Genomic DNA, 21,740 nt, shown 5'->3' with positions numbered 1-21,740 from the left:
GTGCAGACTGGTGCTCTCTGATTCGTTTCTGGCAGGCTGAAAAATGGCAACTTTGATTACCGATGTAAAGGTCATTCTGACCGCGCCGGAAGGCATCAACCTGATCGTCGTGAAGGTGGAGACCAACCAGCCGGGTCTGGTCGGATTCGGCTGCGCGACATTTGCTTACCGCCACGTAGCGGTCAAATGTCTGATCGAGGAATATTTGCGGCCGCTGCTGATTGGACGCGATGCCGAGGCGATCGAGGAAATCTGGCAATTGATGCATCAGAACGCTTACTGGCGCAATGGGCCGATCGAGAACAACGCGATCTCCGGCATCGATATGGCGTTGTGGGATATCAAGGGCAAGCAGGCCAATATGCCGTTGTATCAGTTGTTCGGCGGCAAGTGCCGTGAAGGCGTGCCGATTTACCGGCATGCCGACGGCCGCGACCTCAATGAACTTTGCGAGAACATCCAGAAGTATCGCGAGCAGGGCATCACGCATATTCGCTGCCAGAGCGGGGGCTATGGCGGGGGCGGCTATGGCAGGGCGCCGTCGAGTGCGCCTTCGGGTTCGGCGGAGGGCGTGTATCTCGACAGCCGAAAGTACATGCGCGAGACCCTCAAGCTGTTCGACGGCATTCGCAGCAAGATCGGTTTCGACGTCGCGTTGTGCCACGACGTGCACGAACGTCTCAAACCGGTTGAAGCGATCCGCTTTGCGTGCGAACTGGAGCAATACGATCTGTTCTTTCTCGAAGATGCGATCGCGCTCGAAGAGGGCGAATGGATGCGGCAATTACGCGCGAAGACCACCACGCCGTTGGCTCAGGGTGAGCTATTCAACAATCCGTACGAATGGCGCTTTCTGATCACCGAACGTCTTGTCGATTATATTCGCGTGCATTTGAGCCAGATCGGGGGCATCACGGCCGGACGCAAGCTGCAGATTTTCGCCGAGCAGTTTGGCGTAAGGACGGCGTGGCACGGACCGGGTGACATGTCGCCAATGGCGCATGCGGCGAATATCCATATCGATCTCGCCGCGCGTAATTTCGGCGTGCAGGAGTGGTCCGGCACCGAGCCGCCCAACTTCGTGATCCAGGACCTCAAAGGTCCGCGGGCTGCGTTGCTCGACGTTTTCCCAGGGCTTCCCGAGTTCAGGGATGGCTACGTCTATGCGAATGACAAACCCGGTCTCGGCGTGGAGCTCGATGAAGCCGAGGCGGCGAAATATCCGTGCGAGAACAACGTTACGACGTGGACTCAGACACGATTGAAAGACGGGACGTTGCAGACGCCGTGAAGGGCGTGAAGCTTGAAGGGCAACTATTCGTAGCCGAGCCTGTGACTCAGAATGGGGGCGAAAAAGAGTGCAATCGCGGAGCCGGCTGCTTTACCCTCGAGTTCCGCGGCCGCAGTCGCGGCCTGCATTCCATACGAGTACACGAACAGATCGAATAGCTGGGGAAGGCAGTAAAGCGCTGCGATCGCAATGCAATAAGCTTGCACGACGGATATGCGCCATCCCTTCTCGAAGGCGACGGCAGCGCAGACAATGCGAATAATGGCGAACAGAACGAGCGCACCCACCGCCGCCTGTTCGCGGATCAGATACTCTGGAATGAACTCGCCCATACTCCTATGCACTCGCTACGTTGAACCGTCGGAATAAAAAGCCATTCATTCAAACTTTGGGATCGAATGGCCAGTTGGTTGGGGCGATCGTCCTTGCGCATTGAAGAACGAATCGACAGGTTTGAATGTTACTGAAGCTCTATTAGCGCAACGAAAGCTCGGCTGAATGAACCACAATCTTGGCCGATAGAGTCAAGGGTCGCCGTCCGTCAAGCGGTTGCCCGGACCCGTCTTCGCAAGACTCGCAGTCTGTTAGCCGGGTCTGCGACTCATACGCCAGCACCTGTTCGTCGGCGAGGAGCGATTGAATCGCATCCCGTTGACCCCGCACCTTCGTGGGGAGACTTTTACGGTGCCACCTGGTTGCGCATCCGGTAATCAGTCGGTGTTGTCGCCAGATATTTTCTGAACAGCTTCGACAACTGCCCGCCGCTGCCAATACCGCAACGGCGCGCGATCTTGTCGACCGGCAGACGCGATTCGACCAGCATCCGGCAACTCATATTCAAACGCGCGCGAAGCAGATAGTCGGAGGGTGTGATGCCGATCTCGCTCTTGAAGCGGCGTAGGAAGTTGCGCTCGCTCATCGCCGCGACCTGCGCGGCGTCGTCGATTGAGATGGGACGATCGACGTTCGCTTCCAGCCAACGCGCCGACGCCAGAATTTTTTCGCTGATCTGGGGCGTCGCGCCAAGTGTGAGCGACGCGTTGAAGGGCGCTTTCGGCTGAGGCGCGATCGACCCGGCGACCTGTTGTGCCAGATCGGCGCCGAGATCCTCTTCGACGATGCGCAGCGCCGTCATGACGGCACTCGGCGCTTCTGTCAGCGATCGCGCCGGATGCAGGCCGTGGGCTTCGCTGCCTCCATAAAGAAGCGGACAGTAGCGACTAGGTAGCCCGGCCGCCGCGAGCAGCAACTGCCCTTCCGCGATCGGATGCACGATCTCGCTGAACGGATGCCTGCGGCGCAGCCAGTCACTCAATCGCTCGTCGCGACACGCCTGCTGCACGCCCGGACCGCCTGCAATGAACAACAGGTGTGACTCGTTCGTGCCTCGGTGCGACTGGACGTCGTCGGTCCAGACGAATACCGATGACGAACTGGCAATGCGCCCACCCGCCGCGGAGAGCAACGAGACGTCGTAGCGTGCGCGGCCCGATCGCTGTGTCGCGGCGAGCGAGTTAGCCTTCTGAAAAATCTCGATGATTGCAGCGACCTTAGGCAATGCGAAACCATTGAACAGTGCGATGTCGACGCGAGTCAGAGCGCTGGTTTGCATCGGCACGGCACTTTGCCGTGAATTGCGCGGCAGAGTATGTACCAAATCCATTTATTTTTCCCCGGAAATTTGTGGTCTGCAAAGTCTTCTCCCCAAGACCCTGTCTTTTTCTTATTGGCTCATGCTATACGTTTGATTCTGACGACAATATTTCATGGCTGAATTGGCCAACACGTTGGCTGTTTACGACACGGAATAGTCAGGTGGTCCACAGCCTTGCTGGGCGTCTGATTCGTCCCGGCAGGCGGGTAATGTTTCGAAATTGCCGGTGCAATTTTCAACAGAAGCGAGACGGAATGTATAGCGCATATATTCTTCATTTATCCGCGATGCGGAATTATTGCTGTCCGATATTGGCGAAATGGCCAATATGGGCGAAATATATCGCGAGGAATGTATTTGCGGTTAGGTTTATCTCACTTGGGTGCTTCCGCTTCGTCGCGTGGTGCACTGTCACGAATGTCTGCCATTGGTATCGGGAAGTGGGTGCCTCAGCTCCTCGCGCATGGCGTCCCGAGGTTTGGTCTTCTCGGACAGAAGCTTTCCGATAACCGCCGCAAAGCGGTGCAACACATCGGGAGCGTTAGAATGACGTCCGGTCGGTCAGGCCGTGCGCTTGGAGATGGGACCATATAGGTCGTCGCCCGTCGCCGGCACTGTCCATCTGCCGAGGATGCTGCAACTCGATACGTCCCAGGAAACGACCGCCTTCACATTTGTTCAATGTGACACCCTCGCAAGCCGACTCTCCCGTCACTGCGGAGCCTCGTCATCACGAGTCGGTGCGTTCGGCATCGGTCCGGGCACGAGCGTTGAGCGTGTCGATTTCCTTCCGGATCAACCAAAGCTACGAATTCGCGCCGGCTGCCCGCCTGGCAGTCTTTCCGGCGTGTGCGGCCTGTCGGTGTTCAGCAGGCGTGGCCTCGCGATCCGCGCGGGTTTTCGAGTAAGGAGTTTCCTGTCTCCTTGCGCACGGAACGCGCTTGTATCATGTGGAGCGCTATCTTCAACTCGTTCACCGCACATGCATCGTCTTGCGGCCGGGTCGAGGTGGAAAAAATTTTTAGCAAACGATTGCGCCTCAGGCTAAATAAGCTCTACGCGTGACCGTTAACGGATTCATGCACAAACAAGACATTCAGACAATTGTTTCCGCAGCTCGCGAGACGGCCAATTCCATTGTTGGTGCGCGCGAGTGGAAAACGGCCGAAGATGCCAGCGCAATGCGCGACGTGATCTTCTGGGACATGCTCGCCAAGCGATTGCCTGACGCGGACATTGCGGAACTGCTGTCAATGTTCGATTAGACCGCGGCGTCGGCACGGCGGCGTGTGCTCCCATTCGGCGCGCTTCGGAGCTATTGCCCAGCGAGACGTCACGCGCACGATCGCGGACGTGTCTGACACATCACCTCGGCTAAGGGTCCCCAAGGCCGATCACAGAGAAAATCTTGACAACCGATCCTTGCTTCGGTTGACGCTCGCCCTGTTGCTGAATGAAGACTTGCATCGCGCGCGCCATCTCCTGCCCTGAAAGTTTGCGATAGGCGCAGATGTTGTAGGTGACGCCGTGTTGCCAATCCTTGATGAAATTATCTACGTGCGGTAGTTGCATGCTTTCCTCGAAAGCGTCTTGCGGTTTTGCAACTGGAGCGGGTCGTCTTTCACCCGATGGTGAGGCCGGCAGTCGTCATGCGTACGGCCTGATATTGAAGAGGTCCACGAAAAAGAGCCTGCCGCCCGAGGGAGCGGCAGGCCGAAAAATCGAGGGGTGGGGTTCGCTTGAGAGAAGCCCCCTCGAAAGACCGAAGCCCAGTTTAGTCGCTCGAAGGGGGCGGCGGACGCACACGGCGGATGAAGTCACGCTCTTGACCGAACAGGACATATGAAAGCGCTGATTCAGGCGGAATTGGTCCAAACACGCAATGGCGATGCCAAGGTTTCGCCCCAATCGGGGGGGGCACAACTTTTGTTTTTGACCATCGGCCGGGAATAAAATCGCTTGAAGAGCTTTAGCAGAAAGTTGCTCTTTCAACCGGCGCTTGAAGCACTGAGGCACAACGGCTGATTACGGTACGGGCCATGCATACAGCCATGAATCGACAGTCGACGCAGGTTTCTGATTCCTCGACAATCGTAGACATATAGACGACGCTCAATGGGTGGCGGCAGATGGTGCAGCGACAGACGGATATTTGGCTTGAATCAGCGCGGCTCTCGATCAGGCCGTTTTCGGTCGACGATGCGGACGCCGCCTTCATGTGCATCACCCCCTCGCTGACCCGCTACATGGGGTGGGAGCCTCCCGCTTCCCGGCATGATTTCAATGTTGTTTGGCGGTCCTGGATACCGAAGATAGACGACGGATCGGACTACGTCTTCGTGGTGCGTCAACGCGCTGACGGGAGTTTTCTCGGATTGGCAGGGCTTCATCACGTAAGGACCGAGGCTCCGGAACTCGGCATCTGGATTCGTGAAGATCGCCATCGGCAGGGCTTTGGCCGTGAAGCTGTAACTTTGGTTGCACAATGGGCAACGCGCGCGATAGGCTGTAAGAGCTTTACGTATCCGGTTGCCGAGGAAAACCGACCCAGCCGCCGCATTGCCGAATCTCTCGGCGGTGTTATCGTGGAAGGCGGTGTAACGCCGAAGTACAAGTCTGTCGTGTACCGTATTCCTGGCCAATCGCCCACAAGCAAGGGATAGACAATTCTGGCCGGTGCCGCACCCGGTGCGTCGACCGAACCCGCCGTCGTCCAGTTGCGTCAATACCGCGTGCTCGCCTTCGCCGCAATCGCTGCGGCAGCCGCGCGCGTCTCAACATGCAGCTTGCCGAACACATGTTCGAGGTGTTTGTTCACCGTGCGTGGCGCCATGCCGAGAATGTCGCCGATATCCCGGTTTGTTTTGCCGCGCGAGAGCCACAGCAGCACCTCCGCTTCTCGCGCCGTCAGGCCGAATTGGGAGGCGAGGGCGCTGGTATGAGCGGCGTCGTCGAATTCTTCCAGCAGGATCACCCATTCGCCGCGCGTCGCGGGTCCCAGTACACGCGCCACGCGGCGCACGCGGTCGGCGGCGGTCTCGAAGGCGGCTTGCAGGTCGCAGCCGGCTTCGATCCAGCGCGCGAGCCATTGCGCCAGCACGGCAGGCAGCCGCGGGCCGGCTTCGACGAGCGGGTGATGCAACAGCGTGGCTTCGTCAGCACGGCTGGGTGTCAACGAAGCCGAAACCAGGCAGCCTCCGTCATCATTTCCCCCTTCTGTCAGCTTGCGGCCCGTCTCATACCACGCGAGCCGTTGCCGCGCCAGATCGCTCTGCCATCTGATTTCACCGCTCGCCGCCGCGATCAGCGCCGCGCGCATTCCGATCTCCAGCACCCTGTCCGCCTGACGCTGCTGGCGCGAACGCTGCACGTGCGCGGCAATCCGCGCGCTGACCTCGCTTGGCTTGACCGGCTTGGTGACGTAATCGATACCGCCCACGCGAAATCCCTGCACCACATGTTCGCTATCGGTCAGTGCAGTCATGAAGATCACGGGCAGATGCCGGTTGCGCGGATCGGCCTTGATCTGCCGGCAGGTCTCGAAGCCGTCGAGGCCAGGCATCAACGCGTCGAGCAGAACGGCGTCGGGCGTAATGCGCGCGAGGCGTTGCAGCGCGGATTGACCATCGAGCGCCACCAGTACCGCGTAGCCGGACGCCTGCAGCGTATCGGAGAGCAGAGCGAGATTGTCGGGCGTGTCGTCGACGATCAGCACCACCGGTTTGCCGTCGGGCAAGTCCGGTTGCGTGTCGGGCGGCAGGAGCAAAGTGTCGTCATGCATCGGGATTGACCTGCTGGGTAGGCGCGAGCAGATGCGCGAGTTCGGTCAGCCGGAAGCGGCGCGCAAGCGCGCGCAACGGTTCGAGCACGCTGGCGAGTTCCGGTGCGCCATGCTCGGCGGCGTCGAGTTGTTCGATAAAGCCCTGCACGTAGCCCATTTCCAGTTGCGCATGCAGTTTCTCGCGCAACGTGGCGGGCAGGCTCGCCGTCACGTCGGCGCGTGCAACGGGGGAGGCGCTCGCAGCGGTTTCGGTCGGCTCGACAATCCAGTGCAACTGCAGCAGCGCGGCCAGTTTGTCGAGCAGGAGCGGAATGTAGAGCGGCTTGGCGAGGTAGTCGTCACAACCGGCTGCGGCGCCTTTGTCGCGATCGTCCGCGAATGCGTTGGCCGACAGGATCAGAACCGGCGCGGCCGACAGATGGTTGTCGCGAATCAGGCGGCTTGCCTCGAAGCCGTCCATGTCCGGCATCGACACATCCATCACGATCAGATCCGCGGACGCGGTCCCGAGCCATTGCAGCGCCTCCGGTCCGCTGGCGGCTTCCACGACGTGAAAGCCCAGCGGCGTCAGCGTCTGCACGACAATGCGGCGTTGCTCCGCGAGATCGTCCACGACCAGCACCGTGCGGCGCGGCCCATCGTAACCCTTCACGTTGAGCGGGCCGCTCGCCAGCAACTGCGGCGCACGCACTTCAGGCGCGAACAGCTTGACGATAAAGCGCGTGCCTTTGCCCACTTCGCTTTGCACTTCCAGGTTGCCGCCCATCAACTCCGTGAGCATGCGGCAGATGGTCAATCCCAGCCCGGCGCCATGATCGTGTTCGCGCGCCGCCGTGCCGCGCTCGAACGGCAGGAACAGCCGTTCCAGCTCGGTGGCCGGCATGCCGGGGCCGGTATCGGCGATTTCGAAGGTAATGGTCTCCCACGCATAGCTCGCGCGTACCTTCACCGAACCGTGAGAGGTAAAGCGGATCGCATTGCCGATCAGGTTGATGAGAATCTGCCGCACGCGCTTTTCGTCGATGCGCACCACCTCCGCCATGCGCCCGCCCGTCTGGAATTCGAACTGCAGGCCTTTGTCGGTGGCTTGCGGTTCCAGCATCGCGGAAAGTTGGGTGACGAAATCGGGCAGCGAAATCTCGGTTACGTTCAACTGTAGTTTGCCGGCTTCGATCCGCGCAACGTCGAGCAGGCCGTCCACCAGCGCCAGCAGATGCCCGCCGCTGCGGTAGATGGTCTCCACGGCATTGCGTCGCGCTGGCGGCAGTTCGTCGGTGCCTTGCAGCAGCAGTTGCGCGTAACCGAGGATGCTGTTGAGCGGCGTGCGCAGTTCGTGACTCAGACCCGTCACATAGCGGCTCTTGGCACGGTTGGCGGATTCGGCCGCGGCGCTTGCGCGCTGAAGCGCGGCGTCGGTCTTGCGGTGCGCTTCGATTTCCTGCATCAGCAATTCGGCTTGCCGTTGCGATTCTTCCTGCGTGACCTTGCGGTTTTCGTTGGCGAGCACGAGCCACCACGCCGCAATACACCCGACCAGCGCCAGCGCAAAAAACGCCTTCAGATAGCCCTGCAGCAGCACGTCGTGGACGGTCGTGTCGAGATCGGGCAGGGTGCGCACGCTCTGATACCACTGCACCGCCAGCACGCCGCCGAGTAGCGTCAGCACGGCGATCAGCAACCCGGCGTACTGCGCGAGCCGCAAGCCCGCCGGCCCGAGCTTGAGCTTGGGAAAGAGCGTGCGCATCGAGCTGCCGAATTGCGCGGGCAGCCGCGCGTGCGGTTTGCAGGAGTCGTTGCAGCGGGAATCGAGCGAGCAGCACAGCGAACAGATCGAACCGGCGTAAGCCGGGCAGTGCGCCATGTCCTCGCGTTCGAAGGTGTTCTCGCAGATCACGCAGCGCAGTATCGCGCCCTGTTCGAGGTCGCGGCCGTCGCGCGCCAGGTAGAAGCGTCCGCGTGTGGCGATGGCCAGCAGCGGCGCGCAGATGAACGCGACCAGCAACGCAATGAACGACGACAGCGCTTCAGCCGTGGCGCCGAAGACACCCGCATGCGAGAGCGCGGCAATCAGCGAAGCGATCAGCATGGCGCCCACGCCGACCGGGTTGACGTCGTACAGGTGCGCGCGTTTGAACTCGACATGGCGCGGGCTATACCCGAGCGGCTTGTTGATGACGAGATCGCCCACCACCGCGCCAATCCAGGCAATCGCCACGTTGGCGTACAGCGCAAGCACCTTGCTGATGGCTTCGAACACGCCCATTTCAACGAGCAGCAGCGCAATCAGCACATTGAACACAAGCCACACCACGCGCCCCGGATGGCTGTGCGTGAGCCGTGCAAAGAAATTCGACCACGCGAGCGAACCGGCATACGCGTTGGTCACGTTGATCTTCAGTTGCGACACGATGACGAACAGCGTCATCGCGGCGAGCGCGCCTTCGGGTGAGTGGAACACGTACTGATACGCGACCAGATACATCTGCGTGGGCTCGACGGCCTTGACCGGATCGATCTCGTGCTGGATGGCGAGAAAGGCGAGAAACGCGCCTCCCAGCATTTTCATCGCGCCGGGCACGATCCAGCCAGGGCCGGCCGCGATCAGCGCGGCCCACCAGCGAAAGCGATTGGCGCGCGTGCGCGGCGGCAAAAAGCGCAGATAGTCGACCTGCTCGCCAATCTGCACGATCAGCGAAAACACCACGGTGCAGCCCGCGCCGAACGCGACGAGATTGAACTCGTGGCCGTTGCCCGAAACGCCGCGAAACGTCACCCATTGCGCGAGCACATGCGGCTCACGCCACAACACCACGACGTACGGTACGACCAGCAGCACGAGCCACAACGGCTGGGTCCAGCCCTGCAGACGGTTGATGAACGTAATGCCGAAGGTCACGACCGGAATGATCACGAGCGCGCTGATCACGTAAGCCACGGAAAGCGGCACCTTCAGATACAGCTCCAGCGCGAGCGACATGATGGCCGCTTCCAGCGCGAAAAAAACGAAAGTGAAGACCGCATAGATCAGCGAGGTCAGCGTCGAGCCCATGTAGCCGAAGCCCGCGCCGCGCGTGAGCAGGTCCATGTCGACGCCGTTGCGTGCGGCGTAATAGCTGATCGGAATGCCCGTCAGGAAGATCAGCAGCGAGACGGCGAGGATCGCGCAGAGCGCGTTGGTGAAACCGTAGTTCACCACCAGCGCGCCACCAATCGCTTCGAGCACCAGAAACGACACCGCGCCGATCGCCGTATTGGCGACGCGGAATTCCGACCAGCGCCGGAACGTGCGCGGCGTGAAACGCAGCGCGTAGTCCTCGAGCGTCTCGTCGCCGACCCACGCGTTGTAGTCGCGGCGGATCTTGACGATACGCTGCGTGCCGCCTGCGGGCGGGCGCGATGCCCCAGCTTGGGTGGCGGGACCCGCAGGCAGCGGGTTCTGTGGTTGCGTTTGGTGCATCGAGGCCTTTCGTCGGCGGATTCCGTGGCTAGCGGTGCGGCCATGCAAATTGCATTCCATTCGCGCTCGCCTCCTTCCCCTCGCGCCATTGGGGCACGCCACGCCGCCGCGATTATAGGGAGCGGATTTTCGTCGCGCCCTACGTCAACTGACGTATTGGGCCGCGCAAATTGGCTACCTACCTTTCGTGGCGTCGACACCGCCATCCGGTTCCCAGCGCGGGTCGCCCGACCACGACTACAAGGAGAATTCGATGTCACACGATGATCAGAACGAGTCCGGCATGCCCTCGGCGCTGCGCCGCAAACTGCTGATGGGGCTCGCTGCCGCGCCCGCGCTGGCCATGCCCGGCATCGCGCGGGCCCAGCAGTATCCGACCGCGAAGGTCAACACCACGCACCTTGCCGTCACCGATACCGAAGTGACGGTGGGGCAGTTGCACTCGGCGACCGGCACGATGGCGATCTCCGAAACCGGCTCGATTCAGGCCGAGCGGCTGGCGATCGAACAGATCAATTCGGCGGGCGGTATTCTTGGCCGCCAGATCAAGGTCATTCAGGAAGACGGTGCATCCGACTGGCCCACCTTCGCTGAAAAGTCGAAGAAGCTGCTGGAGAACGATCACGTCGCCGCCGTGTTCGGCTGCTGGACATCGGCCTCGCGCAAGGCCGTGTTGCCGATTTTCGAACGCGACAACGGCCTGCTGTACTACCCGACCTTCTACGAGGGCCTTGAGCAGTCGCACAACGTGTTCTACACCGGCCAGGAAGCGACGCAACAGATTCTCTGGGGGCTGAACTGGGCGAACCAGACGAAGAAGGCCAAGAGCTTCTTCCTGATCGGCTCGGATTACATCTGGCCGCGCACCTCGAACAAGATTGCGCGCAAGCACATCGAGCAGCATCTGACCGGCTGCAAGGTGGTCGGCGAGGAGTACTACCCGCTCGGCACCACCAACTTCAATTCGCTGATCAACAAGATCAAGATCGCCAAGCCGGATTGCATCTACGCGATCATCGTCGGCGGTTCGAACGTGGCGTTCTACAAGCAGCTCAAAGCGGCGGGCATCACCGCGGACAAGCAGTTCCTGCTGACCATCTCGGTGACGGAAGACGAAGTGCTCGGCATTGGCGGCGAAAACTTCGCAGGCTTCTATTCGGCCATGAAGTATTTCGAATCGCTCGAGAACGACAACAACAAGAAATTCGTTGCGGCATTCAAGGCGAAATACGGACCGAAATCCGTGATCGGCGACGTGACCCAGGCGGCCTACCTCGGGCCATGGCTCTGGAAAGCGGCGGTGGAGAAGGCCGGCAGCTTCGACGTCGACAAGGTGGTGGCGGCCTCGCCCGGCATCGAATTGAAGACCGCACCCGAAGGCTACGTGAAGATCCACGCGAACCATCACCTGTGGAGCCGCACGCGCATCGGTCAGGCACAGGCCGACGGCCAGTTCAAGGTGGTCGCGGAATCGCCGGATCTGATCGAGCCCAATCCGTTCCCGAAGGGCTACCAGTAATCACCGCGGCAAGCCGCGCGTGCAGCGCGCCCGCCGCAGTGCGGGCGCGCGCCGATCAATTCGAGGAGAGCGACATGTCGGCTTCGGACATTCTTAACATCACGCTGATGCAGGGTTTCGCGGGCTTGAGCCTTTTCAGCGTGTTGCTGCTGATGGGGCTGGGGCTGGCGGTGATCTTCGGCCAGATGGGCGTCATCAATATGGCGCACGGCGAATTCATGACGATCGGCGCGTACACGATCTATATGTTTTCGCAGCTGGCCGACAACTATTGGCACGGCTTCGCGCCCGTGTATTTCCCGCTCGCCATTTGTGCGGCTTTCGCGCTGGCGTTCGCGGCAGGCTGGGTCGCGGAGTGGGCGTTGATCCGTCATCTATACCGGCGCCCGCTCGACACCTTGCTGGCCACCTGGGGGCTGAGCCTCGGCATGCAGCAGGTATTCCGCTCGGTGTTCGGTCCGAAAGAAGTGAGCCCGACTTTGCCCGACTGGCTGATGGGCTCATGGTCGCCGAAGCCGGGCCTCGACATTCCGATCAACGGCCTCTTCGTGATGAGCCTCGCCGTGCTGATGACAGGCGGCGTGCTGCTGGCGCTATACCGCTCGCGCTGGGGCCTGCGTGTACGGGCCACGGTGGCGAACCGGCAGATGGCGAATGCCGCGGGCATCGACACACGCAAGACCGACCGGTTGACCTTTGCGATCGGCTGCGGCATGGCGGGCGTCGCGGGCGCGGCGTTCACCGCGATCGGTTCCACCGGGCCGACTAGCGGCTCGCTCTACATCGTCGATTCATTCCTCGTGGTGACGTTCGGCGGCGCCGCGAGCCTGCTCGGCACGGTGGCGTCCGCGTTCGGCATTGCGCAGATGCAGTCGATCAGCGAGTTCTTCATGACGGGTTCGTCGGCGCGCGTGGTGACGCTGTTGACCATCGTGATCGTGCTGATGCTCCGGCCGCAAGGACTTTTCGCGTCGAAGGTGCGCCGTGCGTGATCTTTCATTGAGTGCGCCTCTGAACCGACCTATCAATTGCTTCAGCCCGGAGAAACGCATATGGACCCGCTGAACCCTTCCGCCGGCGTGCCCGCCTCGCCGGATCATGCAGCCGGGCGCGCCGGCCTGCGGCCCGCGCTGTGGCGCTGGCTGACGACCGATGGCTACGGCAGCATCGCCGTGCTGGCAGCGCTGATTCTCGTGGTGTTTCCGCTCGCGCTCGACGTGTTCCGTCTGAACCTGATGGGCAAGTACCTGACCTACGCGTTCGTTGCCGTCGGCCTCGTGATGGCGTGGGGGTACGGCGGCGTGCTGAGCCTCGGGCAAGGGGTGTTCTTCGGCCTCGGCGGCTACTGCATGGCCATGTTCCTCAAGCTCGAAGCCTCCGACCCGATCAGCACGAAAATCCAGTCGACGCCCGGCATTCCCGACTTCATGGACTGGAACCAGCTCACCGCTTTGCCGTTCTGGTGGAAGCCGTTTCATTCGCTGCCGTTCGCGCTCGCGGCGGTGGTGGTCGTACCGTGCGCGCTGGCGTTCGTGGTGGGCTTTGCCATGTTCAAGCGGCGCGTGGGCGGCGTGTACTTCGCCATCATCACGCAGGCGGTGGCGCTGATTCTTTCGGTGCTGATCATCGGCCAGCAAGGGTATACGGGCGGTGTGAACGGCATCACGGATTTGCGTACGCTGCTCGGATGGGACATTCGCGGCGACGGTGCGAAGCTGATCCTGTACTTCGTCAATGCCGTCCTGCTGCTGGTGGCAATTCTCTGTTGCCGGCAAATCCAGCGCAGCAAGCTCGGCACGCTGCTGCTCGCCATGCGCGACAAGGAAGACCGCGTGCGTTTTTCGGGCTACGACGTGGCCATGTTCAAAGTGTTCGCGTTCTGCGTCGCCGCGATATTGGCCGCGATCGGTGGCGCGATGTTCACGTTGCAGGTGGGTTTCATGTCACCGTCGTTCGTGGGGATCGTGCCTTCCATTGAAATGGTGATCTATGCCGCTGTCGGCGGACGCATGTCGCTGGTCGGTGCGGTCTACGGCGCGGTGCTCGTCAATCTCGGCAAGACGTGGTTTTCGGAGAGCTTTCCGAACCTGTGGCTATTCCTCATGGCTGCGCTCTTCATTGGCGTGGTGATGGCATTTCCGAACGGGCTCGCCGGTCTCTACGACAGTCATGTGAAGCCGTGGCTCGCGCGCCGCGGCGCAAGGAGCGCCTCATGAGCAATACCGATTTCGTGCTGGCTGTGGAAGAGCTGAGCGTCTCGTTCGACGGCTTCAAGGCGATCGATTCGCTCAACCTGTATGTGGATCGCGGCGAGCTGCGCGTGGTGATCGGACCGAACGGCGCGGGCAAGACCACGCTGCTCGATCTCATCTGCGGCAAGACGCGTGCGACCCACGGCAGCATCAAGTTCCGCAACGAAGAGATGACGCAGTTGCCGGAGTTTCGCCGTGTGCGCAGAGGGATAGGCCGCAAGTTCCAGACACCGTCGATCTACGAAAACCTCTCCGTGTTTCAGAACCTCGAAGTGTCGTTCCCGCGAGGACGTGGCGTGTTCGGTGCGCTGGCGTTTCGCCGCACCGACGACGTGATGGACCGCGTGAGAAGCGTGGCTGGTGAGATCGGCCTCGCCAGTCAGCTCGATCTCGAAGCCGGCTTGCTGTCGCACGGGCAGAAACAGTGGCTGGAAATCGGCATGTTGCTGATGCAGGAGCCCGAACTGTTGATGCTCGACGAGCCGATCGCCGGTATGAGCGTGCGCGAGCGCGAGGTCACGGCCGAGCTGCTCAAACGGATCTGCCAGAACCGTTCGATGATCGTTATCGAACATGACATGGCTTTCGTCGAGCAGATCGCCCACAAGGTCACGGTAATGCACCAGGGAAAGATTCTCGCCGAGGGCGCGATGGAGCAGGTGCAAAACGACCCGCGCGTGATTGATGTCTATCTGGGCCACTGAGTCGTGTACGAAGTCGAACGAACCCCGAGTTAAACAGGAGGCGGCCGTGAAACGAGCAACGAGGAGCCCAGCATGTTGAATGTCGACGACGTATTCGTCAGTTATGGCCAGAGCGAAGCCTTGCACGGCATCAGCTTCAACGCCGCCCGCAACGAGACCGTGGCGATCATGGGACGCAACGGCATGGGCAAGACCACGCTGTTCAAGTCGCTGATCGGCATTTTGCCGCTCAAGGCGGGTTCGGTGCAGGTGGACGGCGAAGAGGTCTCGCGCGATGAAAGTTTCCGGCGCGTCGCCAAAGGTATCGCGTACGTGCCACAGGGGCGGCAGATTTTCTCCACCTTGAGCGTGGAGGAGAACATCCAGACCGGTCTGGAGAACTCGCCTACGAAGCGCGTGCCCGACGAAATCTATGCGCTCTTTCCGGTGCTCTATGAGATGCGCTCGCGCAAGGGCGGCAACCTGTCCGGCGGTCAGCAGCAACAACTGGCGATTGCGCGCGCGCTGGTGACGGAGCCCAAGGTGCTGTTGCTCGACGAGCCCACCGAGGGCATTCAGCCGTCCATCATCAAGGACATTGCGCGCGCGTTGAATGAGATTCGCAAGCTGCGGGACATCACCATTGTCGTGTCCGAGCAGGTCCTGAGTTTCGCACTCGATGTGGCTGACCGGCTCTTCGTTATCGAAGGCGGGCGCCTCGTGCATGAGAGCACGCGCAGCGACGCCGACACCGCGAAGATTCGCGAGTATCTGTCGGTGTGAGCCGACTGTCTGCAATTTCCAAGAGGAGAGTTTGCAATGGCTGAAACGCTAATCAAGGTCGATCTGAACCAGTCGGCCTACGACAACGAGAACGTCCACAACCGCTGGCATCCGGATATTCCGATGGCCTGCTGGGTCAATCCGGGCGACGATTTCATTCTGGAGACCTATGACTGGACCGGGGGCTTCATCAAGAACAACGACAGTGCCGACGACGTGCGCGATATCGATCTCTCCATCGTGCACTTCCTCTCGGGACCAGTGGGCGTGAAGGGCGCGGAGCCGGGCGATCTGCTGGTGGTGGACCTGCTCGACATCGGCGCGAAGCAGGAGAGGCAATGGGGCTTCAACGGCTTCTTCTCGAAGAAGAATGGCGGTGGTTTCCTGACCGACCATTTTCCGCAAGCACAAAAGTCGATCTGGGATTTTCATGGTCTCTACACGAGTTCGCGCCATATTCCCGGCGTGAATTTCGCGGGCCTGATTCACCCGGGGCTGATCGGCTGCCTGCCTGATCCGAAGATGCTGGCCACCTGGAACGAGCGCGAAGCCGGGTTGATCGCCACCGACCCGCAACGCGTTCCCGGCCTTGCTAATCCGCCGTTCGCCGCCACGGCGCATATGGGGCGCCTCGCCGGAGACGCGCGCGACAACGCCGCCGCCGAAGGCGCGCGCACCGTGCCGCCGCGCGAGCATGGCGGCAATTGCGACATCAAGGACCTGTCGCGCGGTTCGAAGGTGTATTTCCCGGTGTACGTGGACGGCGCGGGTCTTTCCGTCGGCGATCTGCACTTCAGCCAGGGCGACGGTGAAATCACCTTCTGCGGCGCCATTGAAATGGCCGGCTGGGTGCATATGAAGGTGGAGTTGATCAAAGGCGGCATGGAGAAATACGGGATCAAGAACCCGATTTTCAAACCAAGTCCGATCACACCCAACTATAACGACTACCTGATCTTCGAAGGCATCTCCGTCGATGAACAGGGCAAGCAGCACTATCTGGACGTGCATATCGCCTACCGTCAGGCGTGCCTGAATGCGATCGAGTACCTGAAGAAGTTTGGTTACTCGGGCGCTCAGGCTTACTCGATTCTGGGCACGGCGCCGGTGCAGGGGCATATCAGCGGCGTCGTGGATGTGCCTAACGCGTGCGCGACGCTCTGGTTGCCGACGCAGATTTTCGACTTCGATATCCAGCCGACTTCCGCAGGGCCCGTCAAGCACATTACCGGCGGCGTGGATCTGCCTTTGTCACCGGATCTGGTCTGACGTAGGCGGCTGTTGAAACACCCGAAAGGGTCGTGGCTGGAAGACCACCGTGCTGAGTTTGTCCTTGGCGCGGCGGTCGTTGGAGATAGAACGAATCAAGGTACTCAAGGACCATACCATGCCGACATATGATTACCGTTGCGAGAACTGCGGCCCATTCGCGGCGATCCGCCGCGTGGCCGAGCGCGACATGCCTTGCGCATGCCCCACCTGTGACACGCCGGCGCAACGCACCTTGAGCTTGCCTTCGTTGTCGTTGATGGCGGCGAGCGCGCGCGCCGGGCATCAGGTCAACGAGCGTTCGGCGCATGCGCCGCAACGCTCGGGTGAGTACAAGCACCGGCATGGGCCGGGTTGTGGATGCGGATCGGGCAGCACCAAGGGCGCGACGACCGCGGGCGGCCTCAAGACCAATCCCGCGGGCAGGCCATGGATGATCAGCCACTGACGCTAGTGCCGATGGATTATCGGCGCCTGCGGAAAAAGCATTAGCAGCGATGCGGCCCGACGATCCCCAGTTTCGCGATACGCCGGTATAAGGTCGCGCGCGACATGCCCAGTGATTGCGCCGCGGCGTTTGGCCGCCATTGATGTTGCGTCAGCGCTTCGACAATGCGCGTACGCTCGTCGCACGGGTCCTGCTGCGCGAACGCCGAGGCCAATGCGCGATTGCCCGCGCCCTCGGGTGCCAGCAATGCCGCAACGTCCGGCGCGATATGCCGCAATTCAACGCGCGCGGAATCGCACATCGCGCAGGCGTAACGCAGTACGTTGCGTAACTGGCGAATGTTGCCCGGCCATGCGAAGGCCGCGAGGCGTTCGGCGAGGCGTGGGTCGAGCGTGAGGACATGCCCGGCCATTTGCGCTTCTTCGTCGAATACGGCCGCGATCATGTCGCCGATATCCGCGCGTTCGCGCAACGGCGGCATCGGCAAGCTGGCGCCGCTCAAGCGGTAATAGAGATCTTCGCGGAACGATCCTTCCGCCACCATCTGCGCGAGATCGCGGTGCGTGGCGCAGATCACGTCGATATCGACGCGCACGGGCGCATCGCCACCGAGCGGCATCACCTCGCCTTCCGCCAGCACGCGCAGCAGCCGTGTTTGCAGATTGAGCGGCATATCGCCGATTTCGTCGAGAAACAACGTGCCGGTATGCGCCTGCGCGATCTTGCCGCGAGCGCCGCGGCTGCGTGCGCCGGTAAAGGCGCCGGGCGCGTAGCCGAATAGTTCGCTCTCGATCAGCGATTCGGGAATCGCCCCGCAATTCACGGCGATAAATGGCCGTGTACGTCTCGCGCCCGAATCATGCACGGCGTGCGCGAAGACTTCCTTGCCGACGCCGGTCTCGCCGAGAATCAGAATCGGCAGCCGTTTGCCGATGATGCGCAATGCCACCGACGCGTTGTGCGCGATGCGTGCATCGGCACTTTTCAGAAAACGGCCCAATGCGCCGACTTGCAGATCGTCCTGAGTCCCGCCGTGCGGTTGCCGCGCGGCACCGGCCGCCGCGCCGGTTGTCGCACGCGAAGCGCGTTTGAGCGGCGCACGAATGCGCGCGTACAAAGTGGCGCCCGTCGCGCGCAGGCGCAAGCAGACAATCGCATCGGTACGCGCGACGTCGTGCAGGTGCACGTCGGCTGTGTCGAATATTTCGTCGATGTGGCGTGGACCGTTCAACGCGGGAATGCACTCGCGCGCCTTGCGATTGGCGGCGACCAGATTGCCGCATTCGTCGAACGCGATCAGCACTTCGGGTTGCGCCTCGACGAAGTTGCGGCTCGAATGACCGAACAGGATCCAGTGCTGCGCGGTTTGATTGAGGAAATAGCCGTCCTCGATCAGGCCGGCACTCTGACGCACCAGTTGGAACACCAACCGCTGACTGTCGCGGTTATCCGGCGAGCGCACGGCGGAGGCGTCGAGCACGCCGATCATCTCGCCGGTCGGCGCGAAAATCGGCGCGGCGCTGCAGGTCAAGGTCGTGAAGGCGGCGCGAAAGTGATCGGTCTTATGCACCGTGATCGGCGCGAGATCGGTCAGTACGCTTGCCACGCCACACGTGCCTTCTTCCCGTTCGGACCAGCATGATCCGATATACAGTCCCGCGTGCTTGAAATCGCTGCGGCGTTCCCGCTCGATCCGGTAGTCGATCGTGATGCCGTGCGCATCCGTGAGCATCACGCAATAGTCGGCGACGCGAATCATGTCGTGCAGGCGGCTCAGGCACTGGCCCGAGGCACGCAGGAAAGCCTCCTCTTTTCCCTGCACTTCGCGCAATTCGGCGGACGTCAGCACGCGTGGGCCGATCGCCGCACCGGGATCGAGCCGATATTGTTCGAACGAGCGTTGCCACGACGATACGAGGCGCGTGGAATCGGCCGGCGCGGGAAGCCGTCCTTCGATGGCGCCGCGCACGCGTTCGACGTGCTGGTTTTGCGAAACGTAAGGCATGGTCGGCTCCGGTCGAGCGACACGCAGTCAGGTCAGGCTGTTCTTGTAGCACATCCTGCCGCATCAATCACATTGCAATGCAGCACGCGAGACGCGTGAGACGTTTGTCTCAACTCGGGATGAGACGCCGTCTCGCATCGCCTCGATGCAGGTGGCACAAGCGTTTGCACGACTCAATGCGCAAGTGATGCCGGCCGCTGCACGTCGCACACGCGGTACGTGAGACGCGCCGCGCGTTGCGGCGCACGGCGCGACCAACCCGCCTCGCAACGTGTTCGAGGCGCAAGACCCTTTAAACAAGGCACGTTCGCCTGGTCTGACGCTCGCGCGGTGAAATTGGCACACCCCTTGCAGTGTTCTGCTCATGACAAAAGTGCCGTCGCTCGAAGACGGCGCTCCAGATATGAGTCCGCGCAAGACGCGGGCAGGAGACAAGCCCAGTGCCATCGCCAGTGACCGTCGGCGTGATCGCGAACCCCGCGTCGGGTCGTGACATTCGCCGCCTTACCTCCTACGCATCGGTGTTTCCGACAGCCGAGAAAGCCAACATGGTCGTTCGTCTGTTGGCGGGCTTGGGCGTGCTCGGCGTGGATCGTGTGCTGACCTTGCGCGACCGGACCGGCGTTGCCGCGTTGCTGCTGCGCGCGCTCGATACGCATGCCGCGGTCGCCGCGCAGCAACGCTGGCCCGCGGTCGATTTCATCGAACAGCCGATCACCGATAGCGCCGTGGACACGCATGCGGGTGTCGCCGCCATGCTGCAGGCCGGCGTCGAACTGATTGCGGTGCTGGGCGGCGACGGCACGCATCGCGCGGTGGCCGCGCATTGCGGCAGGGTGCCGTTGCTGACCTTGTCGACCGGCACGAACAACGCGTTTCCCGATCTGCGCGAGGCGACGGTCGCCGGTCTCGCCGGCGCTCTGGCAGCGTCCGGCGCGGTGCCGCCAGAAGTGGCGTTCACGCGTAACAAACGCCTTGTGGTGCGCTGCGTGGCCGGTCCGAACCGCGGCCGTGAAGAGATCGCCTTAGTGGATGTGTGCGTGAGCCGGCAACGCTTCGTCGGTGCTCGCGCCGTATCCGATCCGGCCGATATCGACACGCTCTTTCTCACCTTCGCGTCGCCGGACGGCATCGGGCTCTCGTCGATCGGCGGCGCGTGGGCGCCCGTCGAGCGCACGGCGTCGCACGGTTTGCATCTGCGCTTTGCGCGGCCCGGCGAATCCGGCGTGCCGCTGGTCGCGCCGATTGCACCGGGGCGCGTCGAGCGGGTCTTCATGCGGACCTGCGAGCGTTTCGAAGTCGGCAACTGGACGCCGCTCGATGCCGAACACGGCACGCTCGCGTTCGACGGCGAGCGCGAAATCGAACTGGAGCGCGGCGATCAATACGAAATCTCGCTGGATTGGGACGGGCCGCTCACCGTCGATGTCGAACGCACGCTGCGCTACTCGGCGTCGCGGCAACTGGTTCGTGAAGTGGCAAATGTGGTTGCGCATCAAACGTAGGTTGTAGGCAAGCAGTGCATTCATTCCAAGGAGACACACCATGTCGGTTTCAACTGAGTTGAGCAAGGACGAACTGCTGAAGGCGTATCGCATGATGCGCACGATCCGCGAGTTCGAGGAGCGCCTGCACGTGGAATTCGCGACCGGCGAAATACCCGGTTTCGTGCACCTGTATGCGGGCGAGGAAGCGTCCGCGGTCGGCACGATGCTGCATCTGAACGACGCGGACTACGTGGCGACCACGCACCGCGGTCATGGCCACTGCATCGCCAAAGGTGTCGACGTGCGCGGCATGATGGCCGAAATCTATGGCCGCAAGACCGGTGTATGCCACGGCAAAGGCGGCTCGATGCATATCGCCGATCTGTCGAAGGGCATGCTCGGCGCGAACGGTATTGTCGGCGCGGGCGGCCCGCTGATTTGCGGAGCGGCGCTCGCGGCCAAGTACAAGAACTCGGGCGGCGTGGGCGTGTGTTTCTTCGGCGATGGCGCGTCGAATCAGGGTGTGATCTTCGAATCGATGAATCTCGCGTCCGTATGGCGCTTGCCGGTGATCTTCGTTGCGGAGAACAACGGTTATGCGGAAGCGACTTCTTCGACGTGGTCCGTGGCGACCGACAACATTGCCGATCGCGCGAGCGGTTTCGGCATGCCAGGCGTAATCGTGGACGGCTTCGATTTCTTCGCGGTGCATGAGGCGCTTGGCGAGGCGATCGAACGGGCGCGTCACGGCGGCGGACCAACGCTCGTCGAAGTGAAATTCTCGCGCTACTTCGGCCACTTCGAAGGCGATGCGCAAACCTATCGCGCGCCGGGCGAAGTGCAGAAACTGCGGGACGAGAAAGACTGCCTGAAGCGTTTCGAGGAACGCGTGGTGCGCTCAGAGATGCTCAGCGCGGATCAATTGCGCGGCGTCGATGCGGAAGTCAAGGTGTTGATCGATAGCGCCGTGACCGAGGCCAAGGCCGCTCCGCTGCCAACCGCAGAAGACCTGTTGAGCGACGTCTACGTGTCCTATCCGTAACGCGCCCGCGGCAAACCCGAACGATTCGCAAACTTTCACGGAACCGAAGTCGGCGCGACAGCGCTAACG

18 protein-coding genes are annotated in these 21,740 nt (G+C 61.8%); 12 read left to right on the top strand and 6 right to left on the bottom strand.

The genetic code is table 11. The features are described 5' to 3' along the window. Positions 1–43: 43 nt before the first annotated feature. Positions 44–1,291: an enolase C-terminal domain-like protein gene (locus P0D71_RS12925; RefSeq protein WP_408480334.1), complete on the top strand. Its 1,248-nt coding sequence runs from the start codon at positions 44–46 to the stop codon at positions 1,289–1,291. Positions 1,292–1,314: 23 nt separating this feature from the next. Here the strand turns inward: P0D71_RS12925 and P0D71_RS12920 are convergent, their stop codons facing one another. Continuing rightward, positions 1,315–1,623, bottom strand: a complete 309-nt coding sequence (locus tag P0D71_RS12920; RefSeq protein ID WP_408480332.1) for a hypothetical protein — start codon at positions 1,621–1,623, stop codon at positions 1,315–1,317. Between the two features lie 347 nt (positions 1,624–1,970). Then, positions 1,971–2,954 (bottom strand): GlxA family transcriptional regulator, encoded by a 984-nt coding sequence (locus P0D71_RS12915; RefSeq protein WP_091803712.1) that lies wholly within the window; start codon positions 2,952–2,954, stop codon positions 1,971–1,973. Positions 2,955–4,024: 1,070 nt separating this feature from the next. Between P0D71_RS12915 and P0D71_RS12910 the strand changes: the two genes are divergently transcribed. Then, entirely contained in the window at positions 4,025–4,210 is a 186-nt protein-coding gene (locus P0D71_RS12910; RefSeq protein WP_091803709.1) for a hypothetical protein, read from the top strand. Positions 4,211–4,319: 109 nt separating this feature from the next. Here the strand turns inward: P0D71_RS12910 and P0D71_RS12905 are convergent, their stop codons facing one another. Continuing rightward, a complete protein-coding gene (locus tag P0D71_RS12905; protein ID WP_091803705.1) occupies positions 4,320–4,517 on the bottom strand; it encodes a hypothetical protein in 198 nt (65 codons plus the stop codon). A 557-nt stretch (positions 4,518–5,074) separates the two neighbouring features. Here P0D71_RS12905 and P0D71_RS12900 point away from each other — a divergent pair. Next, positions 5,075–5,608 (top strand): GNAT family N-acetyltransferase, encoded by a 534-nt coding sequence (locus P0D71_RS12900; protein ID WP_408480330.1) that lies wholly within the window; start codon positions 5,075–5,077, stop codon positions 5,606–5,608. A gap of 59 nt (positions 5,609–5,667) precedes the next feature. Here the strand turns inward: P0D71_RS12900 and P0D71_RS12895 are convergent, their stop codons facing one another. Both P0D71_RS12895 and P0D71_RS12890 read right to left on the bottom strand, forming a co-directional pair. Next, positions 5,668–6,726, bottom strand: coding sequence for a response regulator transcription factor (locus P0D71_RS12895; protein WP_408186435.1), 1,059 nt, complete (start codon positions 6,724–6,726; stop codon positions 5,668–5,670). After that, positions 6,719–10,183: a hybrid sensor histidine kinase/response regulator gene (locus P0D71_RS12890; RefSeq protein WP_408480328.1), complete on the bottom strand. Its 3,465-nt coding sequence runs from the start codon at positions 10,181–10,183 to the stop codon at positions 6,719–6,721. Before P0D71_RS12890 ends, P0D71_RS12895 begins: the two co-directional genes overlap by 8 nt. Before the next feature lie 253 nt (positions 10,184–10,436). On the opposite strand from P0D71_RS12890, the gene urtA reads away from it, so the two are divergent. The 7 genes from urtA (at position 10,437) to P0D71_RS12855 (ending at position 17,137) form a co-directional block, all read left to right on the top strand. After that, complete coding sequence (gene urtA, locus P0D71_RS12885; RefSeq protein WP_408480326.1) at positions 10,437–11,702, top strand: urea ABC transporter substrate-binding protein; 1,266 nt, start codon at positions 10,437–10,439, stop codon at positions 11,700–11,702. A gap of 74 nt (positions 11,703–11,776) precedes the next feature. Next, the gene (gene urtB / locus P0D71_RS12880; protein ID WP_091808902.1) at positions 11,777–12,694 is read left to right on the top strand and encodes an urea ABC transporter permease subunit UrtB; all 918 of its coding nucleotides are present in this window, start codon (positions 11,777–11,779) and stop codon (positions 12,692–12,694) included. Positions 12,695–12,754: 60 nt separating this feature from the next. Then, positions 12,755–13,918, top strand: a complete 1,164-nt coding sequence (gene urtC / locus P0D71_RS12875; protein ID WP_408302270.1) for an urea ABC transporter permease subunit UrtC — start codon at positions 12,755–12,757, stop codon at positions 13,916–13,918. Then, positions 13,915–14,658 (top strand): urea ABC transporter ATP-binding protein UrtD, encoded by a 744-nt coding sequence (gene urtD, locus P0D71_RS12870; RefSeq protein ID WP_408480324.1) that lies wholly within the window; start codon positions 13,915–13,917, stop codon positions 14,656–14,658. The genes urtC and urtD overlap by 4 nt, the downstream gene beginning before the upstream one ends. 72 nt (positions 14,659–14,730) lie before the next feature. Then, a complete protein-coding gene (gene urtE, locus P0D71_RS12865; RefSeq protein WP_408302268.1) occupies positions 14,731–15,420 on the top strand; it encodes an urea ABC transporter ATP-binding subunit UrtE in 690 nt (229 codons plus the stop codon). 36 nt (positions 15,421–15,456) lie between these two features. Further along, positions 15,457–16,689 (top strand): formamidase, encoded by a 1,233-nt coding sequence (gene fmdA / locus P0D71_RS12860; protein ID WP_408480322.1) that lies wholly within the window; start codon positions 15,457–15,459, stop codon positions 16,687–16,689. Between the two features lie 118 nt (positions 16,690–16,807). Beyond that, positions 16,808–17,137 carry a zinc ribbon domain-containing protein gene (locus P0D71_RS12855; RefSeq protein WP_408186432.1) on the top strand — a complete coding sequence of 110 codons (330 nt, stop codon included), beginning with the start codon at positions 16,808–16,810 and terminating at the stop codon, positions 17,135–17,137. A gap of 40 nt (positions 17,138–17,177) precedes the next feature. On the opposite strand, the gene P0D71_RS12850 is transcribed toward P0D71_RS12855, so the two are convergent. Then, on the bottom strand, positions 17,178–19,142 hold the full coding sequence (locus P0D71_RS12850) for a sigma-54-dependent Fis family transcriptional regulator (protein ID WP_408480320.1): 1,965 nt from the start codon (positions 19,140–19,142) through the stop codon (positions 17,178–17,180). A 440-nt stretch (positions 19,143–19,582) separates the two neighbouring features. Here P0D71_RS12850 and P0D71_RS12845 point away from each other — a divergent pair, with 440 nt between their 5' ends. After that, positions 19,583–20,647 (top strand): ATP-NAD kinase family protein, encoded by a 1,065-nt coding sequence (locus tag P0D71_RS12845; RefSeq protein WP_091803679.1) that lies wholly within the window; start codon positions 19,583–19,585, stop codon positions 20,645–20,647. 40 nt (positions 20,648–20,687) lie between these two features. Beyond that, positions 20,688–21,671 carry a thiamine pyrophosphate-dependent dehydrogenase E1 component subunit alpha gene (locus P0D71_RS12840; RefSeq protein WP_091803676.1) on the top strand — a complete coding sequence of 328 codons (984 nt, stop codon included), beginning with the start codon at positions 20,688–20,690 and terminating at the stop codon, positions 21,669–21,671. The last annotated feature ends 69 nt before the right edge of the window (positions 21,672–21,740 follow it).

The sequence above is a fragment of the Paraburkholderia sp. RL17-383-BIF-A genome (assembly GCF_046028015.1).
Lineage (GTDB): Bacteria > Pseudomonadota > Gammaproteobacteria > Burkholderiales > Burkholderiaceae > Paraburkholderia.
This window is presented reverse-complemented; position numbering and strand designations above follow the sequence as displayed.

What these genes read in the sequence shown, in the direction of transcription:
- P0D71_RS12890 (WP_408480328.1), bottom strand. Translation starts at nt 10,183, where the DNA reads ATGCACCAAACGCAACCACAGAACCCGCTGCCTGCGGGTCCCGCCACC.
- P0D71_RS12850 (WP_408480320.1), bottom strand. Translation starts at nt 19,142, where the DNA reads ATGCCTTACGTTTCGCAAAACCAGCACGTCGAACGCGTGCGCGGCGCC.
- P0D71_RS12900 (WP_408480330.1), top strand. Translation starts at nt 5,075, where the DNA reads ATGGTGCAGCGACAGACGGATATTTGGCTTGAATCAGCGCGGCTCTCG.
- P0D71_RS12910 (WP_091803709.1), top strand. Translation starts at nt 4,025, where the DNA reads ATGCACAAACAAGACATTCAGACAATTGTTTCCGCAGCTCGCGAGACG.
- urtA (WP_408480326.1), top strand. Translation starts at nt 10,437, where the DNA reads ATGTCACACGATGATCAGAACGAGTCCGGCATGCCCTCGGCGCTGCGC.
- P0D71_RS12925 (WP_408480334.1), top strand. Translation starts at nt 44, where the DNA reads ATGGCAACTTTGATTACCGATGTAAAGGTCATTCTGACCGCGCCGGAA.
- P0D71_RS12915 (WP_091803712.1), bottom strand. Translation starts at nt 2,954, where the DNA reads ATGGATTTGGTACATACTCTGCCGCGCAATTCACGGCAAAGTGCCGTG.
- urtE (WP_408302268.1), top strand. Translation starts at nt 14,731, where the DNA reads ATGTTGAATGTCGACGACGTATTCGTCAGTTATGGCCAGAGCGAAGCC.
- urtD (WP_408480324.1), top strand. Translation starts at nt 13,915, where the DNA reads ATGAGCAATACCGATTTCGTGCTGGCTGTGGAAGAGCTGAGCGTCTCG.
- P0D71_RS12905 (WP_091803705.1), bottom strand. Translation starts at nt 4,517, where the DNA reads ATGCAACTACCGCACGTAGATAATTTCATCAAGGATTGGCAACACGGC.
- P0D71_RS12895 (WP_408186435.1), bottom strand. Translation starts at nt 6,726, where the DNA reads ATGCATGACGACACTTTGCTCCTGCCGCCCGACACGCAACCGGACTTG.
- P0D71_RS12920 (WP_408480332.1), bottom strand. Translation starts at nt 1,623, where the DNA reads ATGGGCGAGTTCATTCCAGAGTATCTGATCCGCGAACAGGCGGCGGTG.
- urtC (WP_408302270.1), top strand. Translation starts at nt 12,755, where the DNA reads ATGGACCCGCTGAACCCTTCCGCCGGCGTGCCCGCCTCGCCGGATCAT.
- P0D71_RS12855 (WP_408186432.1), top strand. Translation starts at nt 16,808, where the DNA reads ATGCCGACATATGATTACCGTTGCGAGAACTGCGGCCCATTCGCGGCG.
- fmdA (WP_408480322.1), top strand. Translation starts at nt 15,457, where the DNA reads ATGGCTGAAACGCTAATCAAGGTCGATCTGAACCAGTCGGCCTACGAC.
- P0D71_RS12840 (WP_091803676.1), top strand. Translation starts at nt 20,688, where the DNA reads ATGTCGGTTTCAACTGAGTTGAGCAAGGACGAACTGCTGAAGGCGTAT.
- urtB (WP_091808902.1), top strand. Translation starts at nt 11,777, where the DNA reads ATGTCGGCTTCGGACATTCTTAACATCACGCTGATGCAGGGTTTCGCG.